This is a genomic window from Coriobacteriia bacterium, from assembly GCA_013334745.1.
Lineage (GTDB): Bacteria > Actinomycetota > Coriobacteriia > Anaerosomatales > JAAXUF01 > JAAXWY01.
Genome location: JAAXWY010000002.1, coordinates 115,700 through 137,511, shown reverse-complemented (window position 1 = coordinate 137,511; position 21,812 = coordinate 115,700). Strand labels below are relative to the sequence as shown.

18 protein-coding genes are annotated in these 21,812 nt (G+C 63.2%); 5 read left to right on the top strand and 13 right to left on the bottom strand.

Annotated features, from left to right (window positions below):
- The first annotated feature begins 173 nt into the window (after positions 1-173).
- Entirely contained in the window at positions 174-1,568 is a 1,395-nt protein-coding gene (locus tag HGB10_01630) for a PDZ domain-containing protein (GenBank protein NTU70515.1), read from the top strand.
- Positions 1,569-1,643: 75 nt separating this feature from the next.
- Here the strand turns inward: HGB10_01630 and HGB10_01625 are convergent, their stop codons facing one another.
- Positions 1,644-3,044, bottom strand: a complete 1,401-nt coding sequence (locus tag HGB10_01625; protein NTU70514.1) for a hypothetical protein — start codon at positions 3,042-3,044, stop codon at positions 1,644-1,646.
- 120 nt (positions 3,045-3,164) lie between these two features.
- On the bottom strand, positions 3,165-4,577 hold the full coding sequence (locus tag HGB10_01620; protein ID NTU70513.1) for a hypothetical protein: 1,413 nt from the start codon (positions 4,575-4,577) through the stop codon (positions 3,165-3,167).
- A 144-nt stretch (positions 4,578-4,721) separates the two neighbouring features.
- Between HGB10_01620 and HGB10_01615 the strand changes: the two genes are divergently transcribed.
- Entirely contained in the window at positions 4,722-5,231 is a 510-nt protein-coding gene (locus HGB10_01615) for a rubrerythrin (protein NTU70512.1), read from the top strand.
- Entirely contained in the window at positions 5,231-6,271 is a 1,041-nt protein-coding gene (rlmN, locus tag HGB10_01610) for a 23S rRNA (adenine(2503)-C(2))-methyltransferase RlmN (protein NTU70511.1), read from the top strand. Before HGB10_01615 ends, rlmN begins: the two co-directional genes overlap by 1 nt.
- Positions 6,272-6,318: 47 nt before the next feature.
- Here the strand turns inward: rlmN and HGB10_01605 are convergent, their stop codons facing one another.
- The 11 genes from HGB10_01605 to rpmH form a co-directional block, all read right to left on the bottom strand.
- The gene (locus HGB10_01605; protein ID NTU70510.1) at positions 6,319-9,726 is read right to left on the bottom strand and encodes a UvrD-helicase domain-containing protein; all 3,408 of its coding nucleotides are present in this window, start codon (positions 9,724-9,726) and stop codon (positions 6,319-6,321) included.
- Positions 9,726-12,566 (bottom strand): PD-(D/E)XK nuclease family protein, encoded by a 2,841-nt coding sequence (locus HGB10_01600; GenBank protein NTU70509.1) that lies wholly within the window; start codon positions 12,564-12,566, stop codon positions 9,726-9,728. Before HGB10_01600 ends, HGB10_01605 begins: the two co-directional genes overlap by 1 nt.
- A 49-nt stretch (positions 12,567-12,615) precedes the next feature.
- Positions 12,616-12,909 carry a YtxH domain-containing protein gene (locus HGB10_01595; GenBank protein ID NTU70508.1) on the bottom strand — a complete coding sequence of 98 codons (294 nt, stop codon included), beginning with the start codon at positions 12,907-12,909 and terminating at the stop codon, positions 12,616-12,618.
- Positions 12,906-13,781, bottom strand: a complete 876-nt coding sequence (locus tag HGB10_01590; protein NTU70507.1) for a ParB/RepB/Spo0J family partition protein — start codon at positions 13,779-13,781, stop codon at positions 12,906-12,908. The genes HGB10_01595 and HGB10_01590 overlap by 4 nt, the downstream gene beginning before the upstream one ends.
- Positions 13,774-14,574, bottom strand: a complete 801-nt coding sequence (locus tag HGB10_01585) for a ParA family protein (GenBank protein NTU70506.1) — start codon at positions 14,572-14,574, stop codon at positions 13,774-13,776. The genes HGB10_01590 and HGB10_01585 overlap by 8 nt, the downstream gene beginning before the upstream one ends.
- A gap of 74 nt (positions 14,575-14,648) precedes the next feature.
- A complete protein-coding gene (rsmG, locus tag HGB10_01580) occupies positions 14,649-15,371 on the bottom strand; it encodes a 16S rRNA (guanine(527)-N(7))-methyltransferase RsmG (protein NTU70505.1) in 723 nt (240 codons plus the stop codon).
- 657 nt (positions 15,372-16,028) lie between these two features.
- Positions 16,029-16,814, bottom strand: a complete 786-nt coding sequence (locus tag HGB10_01575; GenBank protein ID NTU70504.1) for a KH domain-containing protein — start codon at positions 16,812-16,814, stop codon at positions 16,029-16,031.
- Between the two features lie 73 nt (positions 16,815-16,887).
- Entirely contained in the window at positions 16,888-17,730 is an 843-nt protein-coding gene (locus HGB10_01570) for a YidC/Oxa1 family membrane protein insertase (protein NTU70503.1), read from the bottom strand.
- Positions 17,731-17,763: 33 nt separating this feature from the next.
- Complete coding sequence (yidD, locus tag HGB10_01565; protein NTU70502.1) at positions 17,764-18,006, bottom strand: membrane protein insertion efficiency factor YidD; 243 nt, start codon at positions 18,004-18,006, stop codon at positions 17,764-17,766.
- Positions 18,003-18,335 carry a ribonuclease P protein component gene (gene rnpA, locus HGB10_01560; GenBank protein NTU70501.1) on the bottom strand — a complete coding sequence of 111 codons (333 nt, stop codon included), beginning with the start codon at positions 18,333-18,335 and terminating at the stop codon, positions 18,003-18,005. Before rnpA ends, yidD begins: the two co-directional genes overlap by 4 nt.
- A gap of 30 nt (positions 18,336-18,365) precedes the next feature.
- A complete protein-coding gene (gene rpmH, locus HGB10_01555) occupies positions 18,366-18,500 on the bottom strand; it encodes a 50S ribosomal protein L34 (GenBank protein ID NTU70500.1) in 135 nt (44 codons plus the stop codon).
- 975 nt (positions 18,501-19,475) lie between these two features.
- Here rpmH and HGB10_01550 point away from each other — a divergent pair.
- The gene (locus HGB10_01550) at positions 19,476-20,189 is read left to right on the top strand and encodes a histidine kinase (GenBank protein ID NTU70499.1); all 714 of its coding nucleotides are present in this window, start codon (positions 19,476-19,478) and stop codon (positions 20,187-20,189) included.
- 22 nt (positions 20,190-20,211) lie between these two features.
- Positions 20,212-21,603 (top strand): chromosomal replication initiator protein DnaA, encoded by a 1,392-nt coding sequence (dnaA, locus tag HGB10_01545; GenBank protein NTU70498.1) that lies wholly within the window; start codon positions 20,212-20,214, stop codon positions 21,601-21,603.
- Positions 21,604-21,812: the final 209 nt, after the last annotated feature.

Here is a 21,812-nt window from a genome sequence, read left to right as displayed (position 1 = left end):
CTTAGGGGCGCGCAGCCGTGTGAATCGGGCATGTAGATGTGATGGAATCCCCCGCGTAGCCATCGGGCGGGCATGAACCGCGCGTATGCTCGTAATCGACTGACGAACAGTCTACCCCGCTGCCGGTGCCTGCCGTGCAGCGTCGCACAGCCGAGCACGAAGGAGCAACGACCATGTCCGACGAGAACCTCCAGCCCGGAGTACCCGCCGAGCAGCCACCGACACCGGCGCCCGCGCCTCCGTCCGAGCCGCCCGTCTACGCGCCGGAGAGCGCGCCCCCGCAGCCTGCGCCGCCCTTCGCCGCGCCACCCGCTCCCGAGGCTGTACCGCCGATGCCGCCTGCGCCCACCGCGCCGCCAGTCGCGGCCGCGCAGCCACAGCCGCCGCACAGCCACGGCAACGGTGCCGCCATCGTCACCCTGTCGATTGTCGCCGCACTTGTGATGGGCGCGATCGCAGGGGTCGGCGGAGGAATCCTCGGCTCGCAGGTCTTCGCACAGAAGACCGGTGACGGAACACAGACCGTAAAGGTCGTTCCGCAGACCACCGATGAGCCCGTGATCGCGGCGTCCGCTGCCGCCGTACCGAGCATCGTGAATCTCGACGTCACCAGCAAGGCCGTCTCGGAGGGTGAGGGCGGTCTGCCGCAGTCGCACCCGAGCGTGCCGCAGGGCGGCAACGGCTCCGGCGTCGCATTCAGGAAGGTCGACAGCGGCGGCACGTACATCCTGACCAACAATCACGTGGTCGAGGACGCGACCAAGATCACCGTCGCCGACTCCTCCGGCAAGAAGTACCAGGGCACACTCGTCGGACGCGACCCGGACACAGACATCGCAGTCGTTCGCATTGCCGAGGAACTGCCGGTCATCGAGACCGGCGACTCGACCAGGCTGATGGTCGGTCAGACCGTGGTCGCCATCGGCTCACCGTTCGGCTTCGAGCACTCGGTCACATCCGGCGTCGTCTCGGCGCTGGGCCGCTCGCTTTCCAACTACGGCAACTCCGCGAGTGCCGGCTACTCGCTGGCCGACGTCATCCAAACCGACGCCGCGATCAATCCCGGCAACTCCGGCGGAGCTTTGGTCGACAAGTCCGGCCGCCTTGTCGGGATCAACACCGCCATCTACAGCGACACCGGTCAGAGCGGCGGCATCGGCTTCGCGATTCCCGTCTCCACAGCCTCTCGCGTCGCCGATGAACTCATCGCCGGCGGCAAGGTCGGTCACCCGTTCATCGGGCTCATCGGACTGACGCTCGACCCCGAGATGGCCGCGAAAGAGAAGACCTCGGTCGAGCAGGGCGCACTCGTCGATAGCCTCACCAAGGGCGCTGGCGCCGATAAGGCCGGGGTCCGAGTGGGCGACGTCGTCACGAAGGTCGATGGCAAGGATATTCGCTCCATGGACGAGCTGGTGATCGCCGTCAGGCGTCACGCGATCGGCGACACCGTGAAGCTGACCGTCATGCGCGGAACCGAGACGCTCGAGCTTGACGTGGTCGTCGGCGACAAGCCGGGTGACTTCTCGATGCCCTCCACGGATACCACGAGTTCATCAGGCGACTGATCGCCTCCGCATCACACCATGAAGAAGGGCCCCGGCGCGTTGCCGGGGCCCTTCGCGTTGCCGGTCATTCGGGCGCTACGCCCGCTTGCGCTTGTCCCCGAAGTAGATGACGGCGCCGAGTACGCCCGCGGCGAGCAGAACGATACCGCCGATGATCCACGGCATCGACGAGCTGCCCGAGGTCGAGCCTGCGGCTGAAGCGCTGGCCTCCTCGGTGGGCTTGGGCTTTGCAGCGTCGGCCGCCTTGGCCTCCTCGGTCGCGAAGACGCGGGTCACGGCCTCGGCCATCGTGGTCGTGGGATTCTCGACTCCAGCCTTCTTTGCGAGCTCATCCGGCGCCGACTTGTAGAGCAGTCGAGCGGTGATGTCGGCGGCCTCGACTCCAGCGGGCAACGCGATCTCGTAGGAGTCCTTCGACGAGCCGCCCGGCGCGATACGGTCGTCCTTCGCGATGCCGACGGCTTCCCACAGCTCGACCGGGGAGTTGCCCTTGGCGTCCTTGAGCTCGGTGCCGTACACGTGGCGACCGAGTTCGGTCTCCTTGCCCGTCTCATCGGTGGCGACGACGACCAGCCACATCTGGCGCACCTCGGTCAGGCCGGTGGGCAGCTTGTGCCCCGCACCGACGTTGGTGACCGTGACCTCCACCTTGGGGGCGGTCGTGCCAGCGAGAATCTCAGGCGCGACCACGTCGACCTTCGCAGCGCTCTTGAGCAGCGCCGTCGCTCGTCCCGCGTCGCCGAGCGCAACCTGCGCGCCCGCGAAGGTCATGTGATAGATGTTGTCGCGCTGGGGCGCGTTCGTCGCGGCCTGACCCGTCGACGGGCCCACCAGCGGCGGGGTCTCACTCATGTGGCAGTCCTGGCACTGCGTGCCCTGCTTGGCCTGCGGGCTCTTCTTCCACTCCGCGTACGTCGACTCCAGGTGCATCCCGTTGATCGGGTGGTTCACGTTGTGGCAGCCGCCGCAGATGTCCGACGTCGTATGGAACTCCGAGTAGGCCGGATTGTGCGGCGATTTCGGATCCTGAATCTGTGCGCGCATGACTCCGTTGGGCTCGACCAGTTGCGAGACGTTCCCGAGCGGTGTCTTGGCTCCTGTGATCTGGTGGCAGAACGAGCACGTGATGCCCTCGGCCGAGACCGGGCTCATCGGACCGCCGTCCTCCTTCGACATGTTCGCGACGGGACCGTGGCAGCGGCGACAGAAGACGCCGATCTCCTTGCCAGCGGCCTTCTCCGCCTCGGCGACCTTCACCTTGAACAGCGGGTCGCTCAGCGCCTTGCTGTGCAGCGACTTCTGCCACTCCGAGACGAGCTGGCCGTGACAGCGGCACGAGGTCGAGGGCGGGAACTGCGCTGACGCGGCGGTACCCGGCGCGACCTTCACGGGCGCGGCGAAGGCCTGCACCGCCAAGAGCGCGGAAAAGGCGAGCGTCAGCAGCCCGAGTCGTGACATGAAGCGTGAAGCGGACATTCGGTACCTCCTGGGCGGCAGTGCCGTCACCCGGCAGCGACGGCGATATCGAGGCGATATGCTACCACGGCGAGTGCATTTATGGGGAGGGGCCAGTGCCTTGCCTCGGTCAAGGTGCCTCTAGCCCTGATCGTCCCGCGGCTCATCGTCTCCTCCACCCCGAAGCCGAGATCGGATGAACATCACCCCACCGAGAACCGCAACGAACAGGAGAGATCCCCCGCACAGCGCGGGCCCGAGAGGCGACTTCTGAGCCGCAGGGGCATCGCCTTCGTTGCGGGGCTGTTGCACGCCTACCGCCTTGGCCTCGGGGGTCGCATAAACGCGTATCGCCGCCTCGGTCATGACGGTGGTCGGATTCTCGACGTTCGCCTTCCTCGCCAGTTCGTCGGGGACCGACTTGTAGAGCAACCGAGCAACCACCTCGCCGGATTCGACGCCCTTGGAAAGGGTGAACGCGTAGGTCTCGCTCACGGACTTCATGGGCGGAATGCGATCGTCCTTCGCAATCCCGGTGGCCTCCGGAACGCCGACGGGGTGCTGGCCCTTGGCGTCTTTGAATTCGGTGCCGAACTGCCTGCGGCCGATCTCCGTCTCGACCCCGTCCGAATCAACAAGCACGACGCTCAGCCACATCTGCCGCTCATCGGTCAGCCCAGTGGGAAGGTAGTGCCCGGCGCCCACATTCGTGATGGTCACTTTCGCGTCGGCTTTCGCTGTGCCGACTATTTCGGGGACGACGAGCTCGATCTTCGCTGCGCTCTTGAGCAGCGCCGTCGCGCGTGCGGCGTTACCGAGCGCGACCTGCGCGCCTGCGAAGGTCATCCGGTAGATGTTCGAGCGCTGCGGCGCATTCTCGGCAGCGAAGCCGGTTGTTGGGCCCACGATCGGCGGCGCCTCGCTCATGTGGCAGTCCTGGCACTGGATGCCTTTGGCCGCCTGGGGGCTCGCCTCCCACTCGTCGTAGGTCGTCTCGAGCTTCAGCCCGTTGCCCGGATGGTTGACGTTGTGACACCCGCCGCAGAGCCTCGATGACTCATGCAGCGCCGAGTACTGCGTGAAATGCGGCGCCTGCGCGTCTTTCAGTTGCGCCCGCAGTACGCCGGTCGGCTCGAGCAGATGGGGGACGTTGGCGAGCGGCTTTGTGAGGCTGGTGACCTGGTGACAGAACGAGCAGACCACGCCCTGCCCTGCAGCGGGAGTGAGCGTGTCCTTGCCGTCCTGCCCGGTCATGTATGCGACGGGAGCGTGGCAGCGGCGACAGAACTTGCCCAGCTTCTTGCCGGCTGCGGCTTCCGTCTCGGCGAGTTTCGCGCGGAAGATCGGATCTGTCAGCGCCTGGCTGTGCATTGACTCCTGCCAGTCGCGCAGAAGCACACCGTGACAGACGCACTGCGGACCTTGCGGGAACTGCGTTGGGCCGACGACGTTCTCCTCGACGGGCACCGGGGCGGCGAACGCCGTCGCCTCGCCTGCGCCCACGAGCAGACAAACCGCGATCACCAGCAGCAAGAGCCGGGAAAGGCCTCGCACCCTTATCGCCCCTTCTCCCCGAAGGATCGCTCTTGAACACCCGCCCCGGTCATATGCTACTATCGCGGTGGCATTTCGATTCGCGTAAGCGGGTACGAACGCTATCAAGGTACACCCACGCATACACGTACGAAAGGAAGAACCATGGTTGAGTTGAATCGCTGCGCCTGCGGCTACCTGCACGTCGGTCCTGCGCCCGAGCACTGCCCCGTCTGCGGAGCCCCCGCATCGGCCTTCTCCCCCTTCACGGAGCTGCCGAACCTCGAGGGCACCAAGACGCTTGAGAATCTCAAGGCGGCGTTCGCCGGCGAGTCCCAGGCCAATCGCAAGTACACCCTGTGGCGCCGCATCGCCGAGCTCGAGGGTGCTCCCGCCTCCGCTCTGGCCGCGTTCGATCGTGCCGCAGCCGAGGAGACCGCGCATGCCCTCGGCCATCTCGCTTACATGGGAGGGTTCGGCACCACTGCGGAGAACCTCAAGGCCGCTGCCGGTGGCGAGGACTACGAGTGCACCGAGATGTATCCGTCGTTCGCTGAGACCGCCGATGCAGAGGGTCTGAGCGATATCGCCGGCTACTTCCGCGTCGTCGGCAAGTTCGAGGCCGAGCACCGCGGCGCGTACGTCTCCGCGCTTGAGGAGCTCGAGAACGCGTAGTGACGCCCGGATCCGACGTCGCCGGCATCAAGGCACTCGACCGACCGGGGCTTGTGGCCCTGGTCGCGGAGTTCGGTCAGCCCGCGTTCCGAGCGGCCCAGATCGAGCGCTGGCTGTACGAGCGCGATGCCAAGACGTTTGACGATATGACCGATTTGCCGACCGGCCTGCGAGCATCCCTCGCAGGCCGGTTCGCGCTTCCCTCCCCTGTCGTACTCCAACGGCAGGCTTCGAGCGACGGCACCGTCAAGTACCTGCTGCAGCTCGCTGGCGGAGCGACCGTCGAGACCGTCGGACTGCCTTCGGGCGATCGGCTCACGGTGTGTTTCTCGACCCAGGCAGGGTGCGCGATGGGCTGCACCTTCTGCGCAACCGGCATCTCCGGACTCGTGCGCGACCTTGGTCCAGGAGAGATGGTCGACCAGGTGCGGCTCGTCGCTGCCGACTTGGGGACCCGCGTGACGAACGCCGTCGCTATGGGTCAGGGCGAGCCGTTCGCCAACTACGATGCGACGCTCGGCGCGCTTCGCTTCCTCAACGCCCCCAATGGGCCAAACATCGGTGCGCGCCACATCACCGTGTCGACCTGCGGGCTGCTTTCGGGCATTCGCCGCTTCTCCGAGGAGCCCGAGCAGTTCACGTTGGCCGTGTCGCTGCACTCGGCGGTCCAGGAGACCCGCGATCGGCTCATGCCGGGCGTTCGTGCCATGCGGCTTCCGGAGCTGCGAGAGGCGCTCACAGCGTACGCAGGGGCCACCGGGAGAAGGCCCTCCCTGGAATACGCGCTGATTGAGGGCGTCAACGACAGCGATGCCGAGATGACCGCGCTTCTGGACTTCGCGCGCGGCATGCTCGTCCACGTGAACCTGATCCCGATCAACTCGGTCACAGAGAGTGGCTTTTCGCGCTCAGCGTCGGATCGTGTTCTTGCGTTCGAGCGCGCTCTGAGGGCCGCTCACATCGAGGCGTCGGTGCGCACCGAGCGTGGCGCGGACATCGATGCCGCTTGCGGACAGCTACGGCAACGGGCCGGAGGATAGCCCCCCGCTCGTCGCCCCGTCGTCCGTGTGCTGCCGCAACTCCGTACCTACGCTTTCGCGTTGGGGCACAGCCCGTTGGGCGCTGCGCATTCACCACAGATCCATTCGCTGTACTTCGGCAGCGGATCGAAGCTGCTCCCCGCGATCTCCGAGTAGCGGCGATCAATCTCCGACCGCAGAGCGTCGGCGTCCGCCGAGGTGAAGGTTCGAACGGCCGTCTCCGCGCTGCCGTCAGCGGCAGTGCGCTCTGGCATCACAAAGACCACGTCGACCTCTTCGCATCCGTCGGTCAACGCGACGAGCGCATAACACTTGGCCTGCAGCTCGTACTTCTCGAGAATCTCGCCAGGAGACTTCGAGCGGCCAGACTTGTAGTCGACGACGAGCCCCCGGCTGCCCGTTCGCGCGTAGATGTCGATGTTGCCGCCGAGCAAAGCGCGTCCGTCCGCGATGGGAAGATCGAATGACATCTCTCGCGCAATGCGCTCATGAGCAAGCACGTCTCGCGCGACCGACGAGTCAACATAGCGGCGCAAGGCATCGTCGAGCCGGACGCGCGTGGTGTCCGCGAGCTCGTAGTACCGGGCGAGGGCGTCTATTCGCTCCGCAGCAGGCAGTCGGCCGTCGGCACCCACCAACTCAAGCACCGAGTGCATCGCGCTTCCAAACGTCAGCGCGTCGGTGGACCCGGTTTCCGACACCTCGATCCGTCCCATGGACAGCACGCGATGCGCCAGGAACTTGCGCGGACAGTCCGCATACAGCGAGAAGGCGGAGTACGACAGGCGCTCGGGCATGGCGGGTTGCGGGCGATCGCGACGCACCGGCTCGCAGGTGCCCTGGCCGGCGACCTCAATCCCGGAATCGGCGTCTTCGCCGTCAGGCTCCTCGCACCACGGCTGACGCACCAGAGAAACCGCACACGCAATCTCCCGAGCGGACGCGGGATCGATCAGCGTGGCGACGAATTCGTCGGCGTCGGCCGGTTGCTCGGACAACCCGACCGCTGCCGCGAGCAGAGCCATGTGGCCCGACTTCGCTTTGCCGGGCGCGAGCGCGAGCGGTCCGCTCACGATGAGGTGGTCGCGGGCGCGTGTGAGCGCCACGTAGTGAAGCCGCTTGGACTCTTCCGCTGAAGCCGCCTTGTCCTCCTGCTCCATCGCGGTCCACCATGGAGTTGCAGGGGCCTCGAGGTTGTCCTCGATCTTGGCAGGCTTCACGGCAAGGCGAATCTCGGCGTCATCTGCCTCGATGCGCGCAAGCGGCCCGGAGTTCCTGCCGCCGGCGTCCGGCTCGATTACCGCCACCACCGGGAATTCGAGCCCTTTCGCCGAGTGGACGCTGATGATGCGAACCGCCTGCGTGCCGTCATCGGCGATCACCGCCGCGGACTGCTTCTCTCGGGCATCCTCCTGCGCATCGAGATACTCTGCGAAAGCCGCCGGACCGGTGCCCAGGTTCGACTCAAACGCTGCAGCCAGCCGTGAGTACTTCAGGACGTTAGCGAACGCGTCCCGTCCGCGGTTCCCTTGCTGGAGCAGGCGCAGATCCCATCCCGAACGCTCAACCGCGCCAAGCAGGACCTCGGAGAGCGGTCTGGTGCCCAGTTCGGCAGTGGCGTTCTCAATCGCACTGCGAAACGCCGCCACGGCGGCCCCGTCTGCCGGAGACAGCCGCGCCATACACTCGCCGAGCAACTGCCACAGGTCGGCGCCCCGGTCTGCATTGCTCAATCCGAGAAGCGCAAGTGAGTCCTCAGACAGTGGACAGAAATCCGATACGAGCAACCGGCCGATGGCTGCACTGTCCTTCACGTTGGCGATCGCGCGCGTCAGAGACCTCAGTACCGCGACCTCGTTCAGCCCGAAGTAGCGGCTGCCGCCGAGTACAGTCGCGGGAACGCCCCTGCGTGACAGCGCGTCAATGAAATGTTCGGCCTGCTTGTACTTGCGCACCAGGATGGCCATGTCCCCGTACGGGACTCCCTGCTCGTGTAGGGCGATGAACCGCTTCGCGATCTCCTCGGCTTCGGTTGGCCGCTTCTCGGCGACGTTGCCGCACGCCTCATCGATGAAGATCGCCTCAATACGTGGCGGTAGCCCCTTGGGCTGCGCGTCGGCTGCTTCGATCGCGCCGTCGGGGGCATCGAGCAGCAGCATGTCATCGAAGTACTCCGGCCCAGCGAACAGCGCATTCACGAACCCAAGGATGTCCGGGTGGGATCGGTAGTTGACGCTCAGCGACACCTGAACCGCTCCGTTCGCGATCTCGGCTTTGCGATGGCGCCTGTAGGTCTCCACGTCAGCACCGCGGAACCGGTAGATCGACTGCTTCTCGTCGCCTACCGTGCACAGGTCATCGTCGGAGAGCGCGTTAACGAGCTTGAGCTGAAGTCGGTCTGTGTCTTGGAACTCATCGACCATGACGAGTCTGAACTTCTCGCGGTAGCGCTGCGCGATTTCGGGGTGCTCCGTGAGCAGTCGGACCGCCTCGACCTGCAGGTCATCGAAGTCGAGGATGCCTGCATCCTGCCTCGCCTCGGCCACCTTGACCGAGTACGCGGTCGCAAGGCGAATGAGGGCCGCCGAGAAGTGCGCCGAGACAAGTCTCGCCAGCTTATCGGAGACGGTCTCGAAGCGAATCGCCTGAAGAACGCATTCCTCGTAGTCCACGTCCTTCTGCGGTTTCATCGGCCTGAATCCCGAGAAGCAGCGAATCAGATCGCTGGCCTGAACAGCCCCGTCGACACGCGTCATGGTATTGATCGCATCGAGTCGATCTTGGCACGCCAGCAGATGCTTGACGGGATTCGCCATGTCCACATCCGAGCAGATGCCGACGCCCATCTCGAAGACCTCGCGCATCCCGACGAGCACCTCGTCGACCCCGGCTGCCGGTTCAGTTCGCACGTCGTCGAAGGATAGGAGGTTCGTCGCCACGGCGGTCGCGAGCTCCTCGGCCGCAGCACGCACGGCTGCGTAAGTGTAGATATCGAACAGCTCGGCGACGCCCTGATCGGATCTCACGAGCGCGGCGGCCACCTCATCAAGGGCGGCCGAATTGGTCCGATCCACGATGACGCCGTCCCCGACAGCGAACTGCGGATCCACTCCGGCTTCGAACGCATGGCGGTGGAGCAGGCGGCTGCAGAGACCGTGGATCGTCGACACCCAGGCGGTGTCCAAGTGCCGAGATGCCTCGTCGAGCCCCGCCGCGCGCAAAGCTGCGCGCACTCGCTCTGTGAGCTCCGATGCCGCCTTGTTCGTGTAGGTGATGGCCGCAATCTCGCCCACATCGGCGACGGCCCACCTGTCCACGGCATCGGGTTTGACCGCATTGATGAATCGCTCGGTGAGCACTCTGGTCTTGCCCGAGCCCGCGCCCGCCACAACGAGTACGGTTCCGGTGAGGGTCGTGGCAGCCTGCTCCTGTTCGGGATTCAGTTTGAAAGCCATCACTTTCCCCCCTTCTCGCACACGGACGCGAGGTCGCAGTACCTACATGCGGCCGAGGAGTGCGGTTCTCGTGGTATGCGACCGGCCCGGATGCCCTCGACCGCCCGCGCGATCCGCCCCTCTGCACCGTCGATGATTCTTGCGACCTCATCGACGGTGCACGCGTCCCCGCTCGAGATCAGCCTGCCTCCGCGATCGACAGAGTCGAGGAAGAACCCACGCATCGTTCGGGATTTGATCGAGCGGTACATCGACCCGGTCGCCGGCTTCCCCGTGAGGGCCTCGGCGGCCAGCGCGTAGACGACCGGTTGGACGAGGCCCTCCTTCTCAAACCCGCCGTGCCCTTTCACGCTGGAAGACGTCTTGTAGTCGGTGACAAAGCAGCCGTGGGCGCTCTCATCGATGCGATCGATACGCCCCTTGAAGACGACCCCGCCAATCGTGACGGGTGTCCCGACCTTCGGCCCGAAGGACTCCTCAAATCGCGCCGGCTGGAAGTCGGGGAGTATCTCGATGTCGTCCGAGATCACCGTGCGCACCCAGCGCTCGACCTGCTCCACGTGCACCTGCTCGGCGAGCGTGAGTTCTGGCAGCTTGCGCACTCGGTCGGCAAACACGCTCGACATGACCTCAAGCGCGGCATCGTAGTCGGCAGCCGCCACGCGTCGACTCCCCCAGGTTCCGTAGAAGTCCGCCAGGGCACCGTGCGCGAGCGTCCCGTAGGCCCGGCTGTCGACCTGCTCGTCAAGTTCCTGCGGATTGACCAGCTTCGCGTAGAACCATCGATATGGGCAGCTCAGGTACGTTTCGATCTCGCTTGCTGAGAACGTCTCTTTCGCAGCCAGTTGTGCGAGTACCTCGGGGTCGCGAAGTGTCGATGCCGTAGACCTACGACGACCCTCGACATCCTCTGTTGCCCGTCTGCGCAGCTCCTGCCGCCCGATCGTGAACGCGGGAGCGGTACCGGCGATGTCGGCCTGCGATAACCGCACCAACTCAGGTGCGGCGGCCGGCCACTCCCCTATTTCATCCGTCTCCGACGCGTAGGTCGCAACGACTTCATCCCACATGAATGAGGCGGCGACGGGCGTACCCGATTCGTCCGCCCCTCGCCTGAGCAAGACGATTCGCTCCCGCGCTCTGGACAGCATCGTGTGAAACGTCAGCCTCAGGGCCGCCTCTTCGTCCGCCGGTGCCGGCGCGCCGACAAGCGACCTCAGCTGGGCGCCGAGTGAATCGGGATCTCCCAGTGAGTGCTCGTCCGAGGTGAGGCCCGCCAGTATCAGCACGTCGAAGCGGCGTGAGTGGATGCGCGCGAACTCCGTGACCTGCACGCGCCCTTCCGGTTCGCCCTTGGTCCCGCCGACGTCGATGTCAGGCATGCCCTCTCGCACATCCAGACTCGTGAACGGCGAGCCGACAACGGCAGCCATCTCTGAAATCGTGCGAGCGAGGGCCTTGGATGCCGCAGCGTCCTCGGCCAGAGTCACTCTGGACTCCAGCGGCTCGATGCCTGCCCGGTGGGCGCCCACGAGCCGAGAGGTCAGCAGCAGATCGAGAGCCGTTTGCCATTTATTGGCAGCTGCCGCATCAAGAGGACCCTCGGCGCTTTCTCGGATGAGGTCAACGGCCTTACGAAGCCTCTGCCCCGTCCGGCTGAGCGCAAGCACGTCACGCCTGAACATGGCCGGTTCTTCGACCCGCTTCCCACGCCAGACGGCATCGAGCCTGATTGCTTCGTCGGCAGACAGGTCAGAGAACGGCCCGAGCAGCGCGCTCATCGCCGTCGCTCGGTCCGCACGCCCCAGCGCCAGGTCGGCCACCGCCCCGATCGCTTGACCGAACGGCGTCACCGTGAGGGCTCGCGTGACATCGATGTCGTATGCGATTCCGAGAACATCGAGCGCATTGCAGAGAGGCCGAAGCGGCTCCTCAAGGCGGGGATACGCCACGGCGATGCGCTCTGCCCGGAAGCCGTCTGCGAGCGCCGTGGCCACCGCGTCCGCTACAAGATGCGCTTCAGCGTCAACGCCGGTCCCGACACCGAAGCGCACCGAGTCTTCCCGACGCACTGCCGTAGGTGTGTTGATGTAGAGGTGCTGCAGCACCTGATCAATCTCGGTCTCACGTGCGACGACCGGAGGTTTCACGTGCGACTTAGCTCGCTGTGCCAAGCGCTCGACGGCGCCGCCGAGCGCCTGAGAGGCGACCGCGCCCTCCTGCCACGAGAGCGCAATCACCACATCTGAGCTGGTCGAAAGCGAAAGGCAGAGCTCGACGAGCCCGTCGTCCACCGCGATGAAGCGGTTGAGCAGTACCGGTCCGTCCAGCGCCGGCGGTGCCTGCGTCAGCGAGCGCACAACCTCCGCGAAGTCCACCAGGCCGTTGGCTACCTCAAGATCCCTGCACCTGCCACAGATTCGAACCGCTTCAGCCATCGCTGCGGTCGGTGCGGTCTCCGGCTCCAAGTCTCCCTCTATGGCGCTCACTGCGCTCGCTATCAACCGCACAAATCCGGGAGTGTGTGCGATGCCCGACAACTCCACCGGTTTCTCGTCGTCGATCGCCTGACGGACGAGCGCCTCACGTGCGACATTGCCGACGATCCGTCGCCCGTCACCGTTCCCGAGCCAAAGTCGTTGAATCCACCGACGGGTGCTCGTGATGGTGACGCCGACCGGCGCCTTTTGGGCGAGCTCGGCCCGGGCTCGACGCTCATCGGCAACACTGGGCACCACCAACGTCGGAGACTGCCCGCGCTCGAGTGCGCCAAAGAGATGCTCGTTTAGCAACCCCGTCTTCCCGGCGTTCGCCGGCCCCGTGATCAGATGTAGCGCCACGTCACTCCCCCGTCGATGGTCCGTCCATCTTGCCTCGGGGGTCTGACATCTAAGCCTGCGCCTCTGTGTAGCGCTGGACGCCTTCGCGAATCTCGCGCACCTTGCGCCACGCCAACTCCTCGTCGCGACCAAGGTAGTGCTCGACCTGACCGCTGAGCACCTGCGCGGCGTGCTCCGCTCGCTCCGCGATGGCTCGCGCGGCGTCAGCCGCCCTCAGAGCCTCGTTCGCAAGGCGCTGTCGCGTCTTGTACCCGCTACTCGGCGCGAACAGCAGTCCGGCGACAAAGCCGGTGAGCGCTCCGACGATCAGTCCAATGGCAAGATATTCCAGGTTCCGCTTCACTCTTCATCCTCCGACGACGCTTCCTCGCCCGTCGCAAGCAGCAGGAAGATCCGCTCCAGCTCTTCTTCGCCCTGAAAGTCGATCTCGATCTTGCCCTTGTCTTTGGCGTTCTTGACGCGAACGTTCGTTCCGAGAATCCGTCGAAGCTTGCGAGCAACCACCTTGTACGATTTCGGAGATGCCGGCCGCGGCGTCCTCTCGGTCTGACCGGCCGCATACAGCCTCGCGAGATTCTCGGCCTCTCGAACCGACAGCGCGTCTTCGACAATCCGAGCGGCGAGCTTCATGCGGATAGCCTCGTCAGGCACGGAGAGCACAGCGCGCGCGTGGCCGGCAGACATCTTGCCCGTGTACACGAGCTCTTGCGCCTCATCCGGAAGATCAAGCAGGCGTAGCGAGTTCGTGATCGTCGAACGCGACTTCGAGACCTTGTCCGCGAGTTCGGCTTGGGTCATTCGGTACTCGGATAGCAGCTTTCGATAACCCCTCGCCTCTTCGATCGCATTGAGGTCTTCTCGCTGTAGATTCTCGATCAGCGCGATCTCGAGCGACTCGGTCGCGCTCTTCGACAGCACGCGTACCGGCACCCGGTCCAAACCAGCCTGCCGAGAAGCCCGCCACCGCCTCTCACCTGCGATTATCTGGTATCCCTCGCCGTGAGCACGTACGATGATCGGCTGGAGCAGGCCCACCTTCTTGATGGAGTCTGCGAGCTCCGCGATGCCCTCTTCGGTGATATCGGTTCTCGGCTGTTCCGGATTCGGCGCGATCATGTCGACAGCCAGTTCAGTGACCTCCCCGGATGTTTGTGATTCCTGCGATGCGCTGGGTATGAGCGCCGATAGTCCTCGGCCGAGCCCCCGCTTAGACACGGTCCATCACTTCCTTCGCCAGGTTCCGATACGCATCCGCACCCTTGCCATTGGGATCGTAGAGCAGGACCGGCTGCCCGAAGCTCGGGGCCTCGGAAAGGCGAACCGTCCTGGGAATGAGCGTGTTGAAGACCTTTTCCTCGAAGAAGTCCCTGACCTCGTCAACCACCTGCTGCGCGAGGCGCGTTCGAGAGTCATACATGGTCATGACCACGCCGAACACTTCAAGCTGAGGATTCAGGTGCGTGCGTACCAAGCGCACGCTGTCCAACAATTTGGAAAGTCCTTCCAGTGCGTAGTACTCGCACTGGATTGGAATAAGAAGGCCGTCAGCGGCCGTCAAGGCATTGATCGTAAGCAAACCGAGTGACGGCGGGCAGTCGATAATGATGAACTCGAAGTCCGCCAGCACCGGAGCCAGAATGGCCTTGAGCCGGCCCTCTCTGCTAATCGCGCTGACCAGTTCAATCTCGGCACCGGCCAGCTGAATTGTTGCCGGGACTACGAACACGTGTTCGATTTCGACAGGCTCTATAATCTGCTCGAGCGGGGTATCGCCAAGGAGCGCATTGTAGATGCAGAGCTCGCGCTGATTCTTGTTGAGCCCAAATCCCGACGTCGCATTTCCCTGGGGGTCGAGATCCAAGAGAAGGACCTTCCTGCCCGCCTGGCCCAATGCGGCAGCAAGGTTGACGGAGGTTGTGCTCTTCCCCACCCCACCCTTTTGATTGACGATCGCGAGAACTCTGGCGCGCTTCGCAGCTTCCGGTCCCTGATCACTCGACCAATTCACGTGCCCCCCTCTCGGGTGCTACCCAATGCGACACAGAAGTATAGTCGACTCGGTGGACGAAAGACACCCCAGGACTACGCAAGGGGAGAATGCTTTGCCAGACCGACTCGGCGAGGCAAGGCCACCCGTGGACGACTAACCTTCTCGTAGACAATGATCGATCGCCTCTCGCCGCCTCCGGGGAGGTCGAACTCCGAGCGGCGCAGTAGGCGCATTCCCACAATCTTGCCAGCATCTATGCCACGCACTACTTCCTGCTCCGACGGCGAGCCTTTGAAAGCGAGCAGTCGACCTCCTGTGGCAAGCAATGGTGAAGCCAGCTCCACAAGGCATGGAAGTTCCGCTACCGCACGAGCGGTCACCACCGAGTAGGAGTCCCGCCGCTGAAGGGCAAGTTCCTCTGCCCTCATTGGCACACCCGCCGCCAGATGCTGAAGCCCAATACCATGAAGTACATCGTCCACCGCCCTGACCTTCTTCGCGACCGAGTCGAGAAGGTCCACATGTCGCCCTGATGCGACTGCAAGGGGAACTCCGGGGAAGCCTCCCCCGGTGCCAAGATCGAGCATCCCGCCGGCCGGCGCGTCCTGGACCTCCGAAAGAGCAAGGAGCGAGTCGACTAGGTGGAGGCGGATTGCGTCCTGTTCGTCGACGATTCTGGTTAGGTTGATGCGTGTGTTGATCTCAGAAAGCGCGCGGAGATACGAAAGGATCGCGCCTTGAGCTTCAGGGGAGATCTCAATTCCCGCCTCATTGAGTAGTGAGGCCAGCAGCGCGTCCCCTGTCAATTGTTTCACGTGAAACATTCCTCCTTCACCCGTGCCGAGAGTGTAGCACTGCTCGGACGGATGTTTCACGTGAAACATCAAGCGGCTCGGGGAGAAGTCCGTTTGCCTGTGACTGCGGGCCCGAGATCACGGGCCAGACTCAGTCGTGCGATCCGGTCCTCGTTCCGAGCCTAGTCGGCCGACCGGCCGCCCTGGCTGCGGCAGATCGATAATGCCGCGCTGCGCCAAATGCCTTCTGGCGCCTAGAATCCACGACTCGTGGCTCTCGGGCACTTGTTCCGCATTCAATCGCGTGGGGGCTTTGTACGAACACCATAAACGGGGGTCGATCCGGCCGCACAGGAGCCGTGGGACCGCCGATAGTAGGCTAGACGCCTGTCGGCGCCCTAAACATCGCCGTCTTGTGACAGCGGCAGTCCGGTAAGTGCACGTGTCGCTATTTCGTTCCCTGAAGACCACCTTGCCACGTTCGGCTCCGCACGTACGTCAAGCATCTGAAGCGAGCCTGACGCGGCGAATTGCCGGTTGCCGAGTGGCCGCCGAGGAGGAGGAGTTTCCCCGGCCGTCTACCCCGCAGGCTGAGCGATCAAGCCCGTCTCGCTACTGCTGACACAACAAAGGGCGCCCCTCGGGGCGCCCTTTTTGCACTACCTATACTCACTCAGACTACTTGGGTACGATGACCACCATACGGAACGGATCCTCGCCCTCGCTCTGTGTGACGATACGTGAGTCGTTTCGCAGCGCAACGTGAACAACTCTGCGCTCGAACGCCGTCATCGGGCGGAGCTTGACGGATATATGCTGACGCGCTGCGCGGTCCGCAGACCTACGTGCGATGTCTTCTAGCTTCTGGCGGCGGCGGTGCCGATATCCTTCGACATCCACAATAATCGGGTACCGGAACCCGAGCTTTCGGCTCGTTATCGCCGAAGATAGCGCCTGGAGCGCGTCCAGAGTACGCCCGTGGCGCCCGATGAGCACCGCCAGATCGCCTCCGACGACGTCCAGGATGATCTCACCCTCGTCGCCCTCGTACTCCTCGATACTGCTTCCCTCAATCCCGAAGGTCTTCAGTATCGTCTGGACAACCTCGACCGCAGTGTCCGCGACCTTGTCGAGCTCCTCGTCGCTGAGATCTGGCCTCTCGATTCCGCGACTGTTTTCGGTGCCGCCATCCTCGACTATTACAACCGGGGCGCCGGGGGATTGTTCCTCGATCTCAAGCACTTCGCGCGCAATGCGCTTTGCGTCCTCGATTTCTGCAACAGCTTCATCTCGGACCCAAACGCGCACCTTGGCGCCACGCTCGGCCCCCATTCCGAACATCTTTCGCCCGGGCTCTTCGAGAACCTCATAGCCCACGGCATCCTGCTGAACGCCAAGCTCCTCCAGAGCGGCGTCCACCGCCTCAGCGACCGTCGCCGCCTCTTTGATGCACTCCCGTTCCATGCCGATCCTCCTTCATGCAGCGTCCGTCTGCGGACGCGGGTCATGCCGTGTGGCCAGAACCAGTCCGATCAGATCAGCTCTTCTTCTTTGACTTCTTCTGACCGGTGTTTGCTGGCTTCTTGCCGGCAAGGGCGTCAGTCGCGCCGCCGGCCTTCTTCGCGGCCTTCTCGGCCGCCTTCGCATCAGCGACGTCCTTCTCGAACTTCTCGAGGTCTCGCTTGGTGACAGACATAGTGAGTTGCTGCTGAGCGATCCCGAAGAGAGATGAGACGTCCCAGTACAAGAGAACGCCGGCGGGGGAGACCCAGCCGAAATACAGCATGATGACCGCCATATAGCCGCCGATCATCTTCTGCTGCTTATCTCCGGGCATGAGGGCCTGCGGCAACCAGATGCTGACGGCGAAGAGAATGACCAGCAGGATGTACGGGATGAAGGTGATGTAGTCATGAGATGCCCATACGGCTGCTGGTGTCTTGGAAATATCTGGAATTATCCCATAGAACGTGCCAACCTCGCCGTGCTTGGCTAGGTAGTCGATCATCAGTCCGGGCTGACCCTTCTTCGGGTTCCCAGGTCCCAAGACTCCGTACAGCGCGATCAGAACCGGGAACTGGAGCAGAAGGGGAAGGCACCCGCCGAACGGATTGACTTTGTTCTCCGAGTAGAACTTGAGGGTCTCTTCCTGGAGCTTCTCTTTGTCGTCCTTATACTTCTCCTGCAGGGCTTTGAGGTGCGGCTGCACGCGCTGCATCTCGACCATCGACTTGGTCTGCTTCCAGGTCAGAGGGAGCAGCATCATCCTGATGGCGAGCGTCAACAGAATGATCGCCATGCCCCAGTCGTTGGTAATTCCTTCCAGGTAGAGCAGCGCCTGGAAGATCAGGCCCTGGAACTGTGCCCAAAGTGCGCCCACAAAGACCTCCTGGTCCGAAATGGAAACCGTCCCTTAGGGGACGGGGTCGTAGCCTCCTGGGTTCCATGGGTGGCATCGGCCAATGCGGCACGCCGCGAGCCAGCTTCCCTTGAGGAGCCCGTACCGTTCCACTGATGTTAGCGCATATGCAGAGCAACTCGGCGTGAACCGGCAGGTGTTTGGCAGCCCGGGGGAGATGAACCGCTGGTAGAAGCGGATAAGCAACACGCCGATCCGGCGGGGGAGAAGCAGAAGCCACGCACCGAGGTTCCTCATCTCGTTACCCCGGCCTTCAGCAGGACCGCCACCAGGGCGGCGTCGAGCTCACGCGCAGCGGAATCGGCCGTGCCCGGCCTCGCTATGAGAACGACGTCGTATCCGTCCCATGGGGCCCCGCCTCGACGGGCCATCTCACGAAGCACACGCTTGGACCTGTTCCGGTGGACGGCGTTGCCCAGCTTCTTGCCAGCAACAAAAGCAACGCGGCCCTCAGGGCCGCGTCCTTCTGGCGTCTTTGTCGTCAACGCGATCAGCACCGGGTGGGCCGCTCTCTTCGCGGACCGGAAGATGCCGTCGATCTCGCGCGTCGACTTGATTGTGCTCATTGGCGTGTACCCTACTAGCGCCTGGCGGCACTAGGCGCTAAGGACCTTGCGTCCCTTGCGACGGCGGGCGGCCAGGATGGCGCGGCCACCCCGGGTCGACATGCGAGCACGAAAGCCATGCGTCTTCGCACGCTTCCGAACATTCGGCTGGTAAGTTCTCTTCACTGTTCCTCCTAGGGATGCCCCCTGGATCTGGGGCAAAGCCCGACGATTATATGCGCGGGTGAATCGGGGTGTCAATCACCATCGTGTACTCGGAGTGAATACACCCCACCGTTCTCCGCATGCGGACGTGGAGCATACTACTAACTGCGTGGTGTGTGCTGAATGCTTGTAGTCGTTGCGCACCAAGCCCAACCCCGCTCAAGACCTCGCAAAACTCCTTGCGAATCTGTGGACACTGTGGAAAACGCAGGACTCACGCTTGTGGAACCTGTGGACAACTCCCTGAGGCGCGTTGTGGGCGCCGGCGCCACTTGCTATCATCGGCCCCTCGCAAGAACCTGTGCATAAGTGCACTGTTGACCTTGAAAAGCGCCGCTCAGCGCAGCATATCTACCTTTCATCGCCCTCTACGCCACGCCGCGAATCTGTGGCCCAGCGTCACGGCTTCTCTTTCCAAGAGAGCCGCCCGACCTTCCACGGGGTTTCCACAAGCGACAGTCGATGATCGGAGCGCTTTCCACACGGTCTGGTGCTCCTTTCCTCGCAAACGCGCTTCCCGAGCAGGCAAATGCGGTTTCCTCGGTCAGGCAGCTTGCCATTCTTTCCACAGTTGTGGAAAGCCTTGTGGACAGTCACGGAAACCGCTGGTTAGAGGCGCGATGGGTTGGAAAGTCCGGGGGAGACCGGCGGTAGATACGGGTGAGAGCAGGCGTTTTCTAGGTCGCGGAGCTGCTTAACCTGTGCACATCTCATCATTGATCCGGCACGTCTGGAAAGCTGGGGGCTATGAAATCGTTTTATGTGGCCGACGCCACGCGCGGGAATGACCCCGCACCACCACAGGTCCTGCAGATCCCTCCCGCAATCAGTGACACCCCTACGGCTCCGACCACTTATATATGTACGCGTGCGCGCGTCGCTGTGTATGAGTCTCCGGGTGCCGCGCCTCGAGTCGAAGATGTTGAACCGGCTTCGGTGGAAGCGTTCATCGAGGCCCTCACGACCCGCGTCTACGATCTCGCGCGGGAACAGGGAGGCTCCCTGCCGTACGCCGCCATCCGTGAGGTGGCTGAGAACTTCATCCACGCGGACTTCGCCGAGCCGGTCGTCTCCATCATGGATGAGGGGATGACTGTCCGCTTCGCCGACCAAGGTCCGGGCATCAGTGATAAGGTCCGGGCCGTTCAGCCTGGCTTCACAACTGCCCACGGCGAGATGAAGCGCTACATCCGAGGAGTGGGGTCTGGTCTTCCGATCGTGCGGGACTTTCTGAACCTCTCCGGAGGCAGCCTTGTTATCGAGGACAACCTTGGTGGGGGTTCGGTTGTCACGGTGTGTGGCCGGCGAGCACGTGAGACACAGTTTCCCTCGGATACGCACACGGTGGCTGAGTCGGGCCTTAGCCCGTTCTCCCAGGGGCATCAGCAGGACAACCAGACCCCGCTCGATGGATTCGCCCCCCTGAGCAGGATTCGGTTGTCGACTCGGCAGAAGCAGGTCTTGGCCTTGGTCATGGAGTCCGGTTCTGCCGGCCCAAGCTTTGTGTCCCGCGAGCTCGGGTGTGGTGTGTCCACCGCGTATCGTGACCTGGCCTCTCTTGAGGAGCTCGGCTTGATCTCTAGCGATGGTGGCAAGCGTACGCTCACCGACGACGGCCTGAGGAGTCTGGATCACCTTGTCACCCGATAATGCGTCACTGGCTCCTGCTGCTATGCCTGATCACATCACGCCATCGATAGACATCGATGCGGTGTGGGCGGGAGTACTCGACATCATCAGGCCTGAGATCACCGCTACGAGCTTCCATACTTGGTTCGAGCATGCGCGGCCCGTGGAGTTGACCGACGACGCCGTGTTCATTGTCGGAGTGCAGAACGAATTCGCCCGGGGGTGGCTTGCTGACCGCTATACCCCTCGCCTAAGTGCCGCGCTGACTGCGGTCACCGGCGTGGCTCTGACCTTTAACGTAATCGTCGACGGCTCCATGGTGGACTCACGCCCTGAGGCTGATGAACCCTCGCTTTCTCGCGATCAGCCCCGTGTGGCGGCGGACGACCACGCTGCTGCGCCGGTCGAGAGCCCCTTCAACCCGAAGTACACCTTTGACTCGTTTGTTGTGGGTGACTCGAACGCCTTCGCGAGAACGGCCGCGTTGTCGGTGGCGGAGATGCCGGGAGCTAAGTTCAATCCTCTATTCATCTTTGGTGGACCGGGGCTTGGGAAGACCCACCTTCTCCACGCTATAGGGCATTACGTGACCGAGAACTTCCCCCTGAAGAAGGTCATCTATGTGACCTCTGAGCAGTTTACGAACGACTACATCGACTCGCTGCCATCCAAGACCACGGATCGCTTCCGGCAGAAGTACCGTTCGGTCGACGTGTTGTTGATCGACGACATACAGTTCTTGGAGAAGAAGGAGGGGACCCAGGAGCAGTTCTTCCACACCTTCAACGAACTGCAGCGGCGCGGTAAGGCTGTGGTCCTCGCGTCTGATAGGGCTCCTAAGGACATCAATATGGAGGAGCGGTATCGCTCACGTTTCGGCAGCGGTCTTCCAGCCGACATCCAGCCACCCAACTACGAGACTCGTCTTGCAATTCTTCGTCGTTATGTTGAAACCGAGGGTCTTCCGATTGAAGCGGACGTGCTCTCATACATCGCCGATGTAACCACTCCCAACATCCGGGAGATGGAAGGCGCTATTCACCGCATAGGCGCGTGGTTGGCTCTCTCAAAGCGTCCGGTCGTTGACCTGCAGATGGCGAAAGAGGTCTTGTTAAAGGTGTTCCCTGAGCACTCGATTCGCCCCATCTCCATAGCTACAATCCAGCGTGAGACCTGCAAATTCTTCAACGTCTCTCAGGCTGAGCTTGTCGGCAGCAAGCGGTCACAGTCGATCGTCTATCCTCGGCAGATCGCGATGTACTTGTCTCGAGAAATGACTGAGATGTCGTTCCCTAAGATCGGTGAAGAGTTCGGTGGGAGAGACCACACAACCGTGATGCACGCCGAGGCCAAGATCCGGAAGCTTATGACGCAGCAGCGTGACGTCTACAACCAGATACAACAGCTCACGAACGTAATTAAGCAGAAGACGTAGGGTCGGACGGTCGGAGAAGGGTCCTGTTGTTGTTGGTAAGGTTGGGGACAACATCGGGAGAAGTTGGGTACAGTCAGGTACTCGTTATGGACAGAAGCGCCGGCTGGGGAGAGTGTGGATTCGCGCAACACTCTGTCCACAGTCAGAATTGATGAGATACACCTTCTGTGAACTGCTGGAACGATGGATGTACACATGTCCACAGGCCT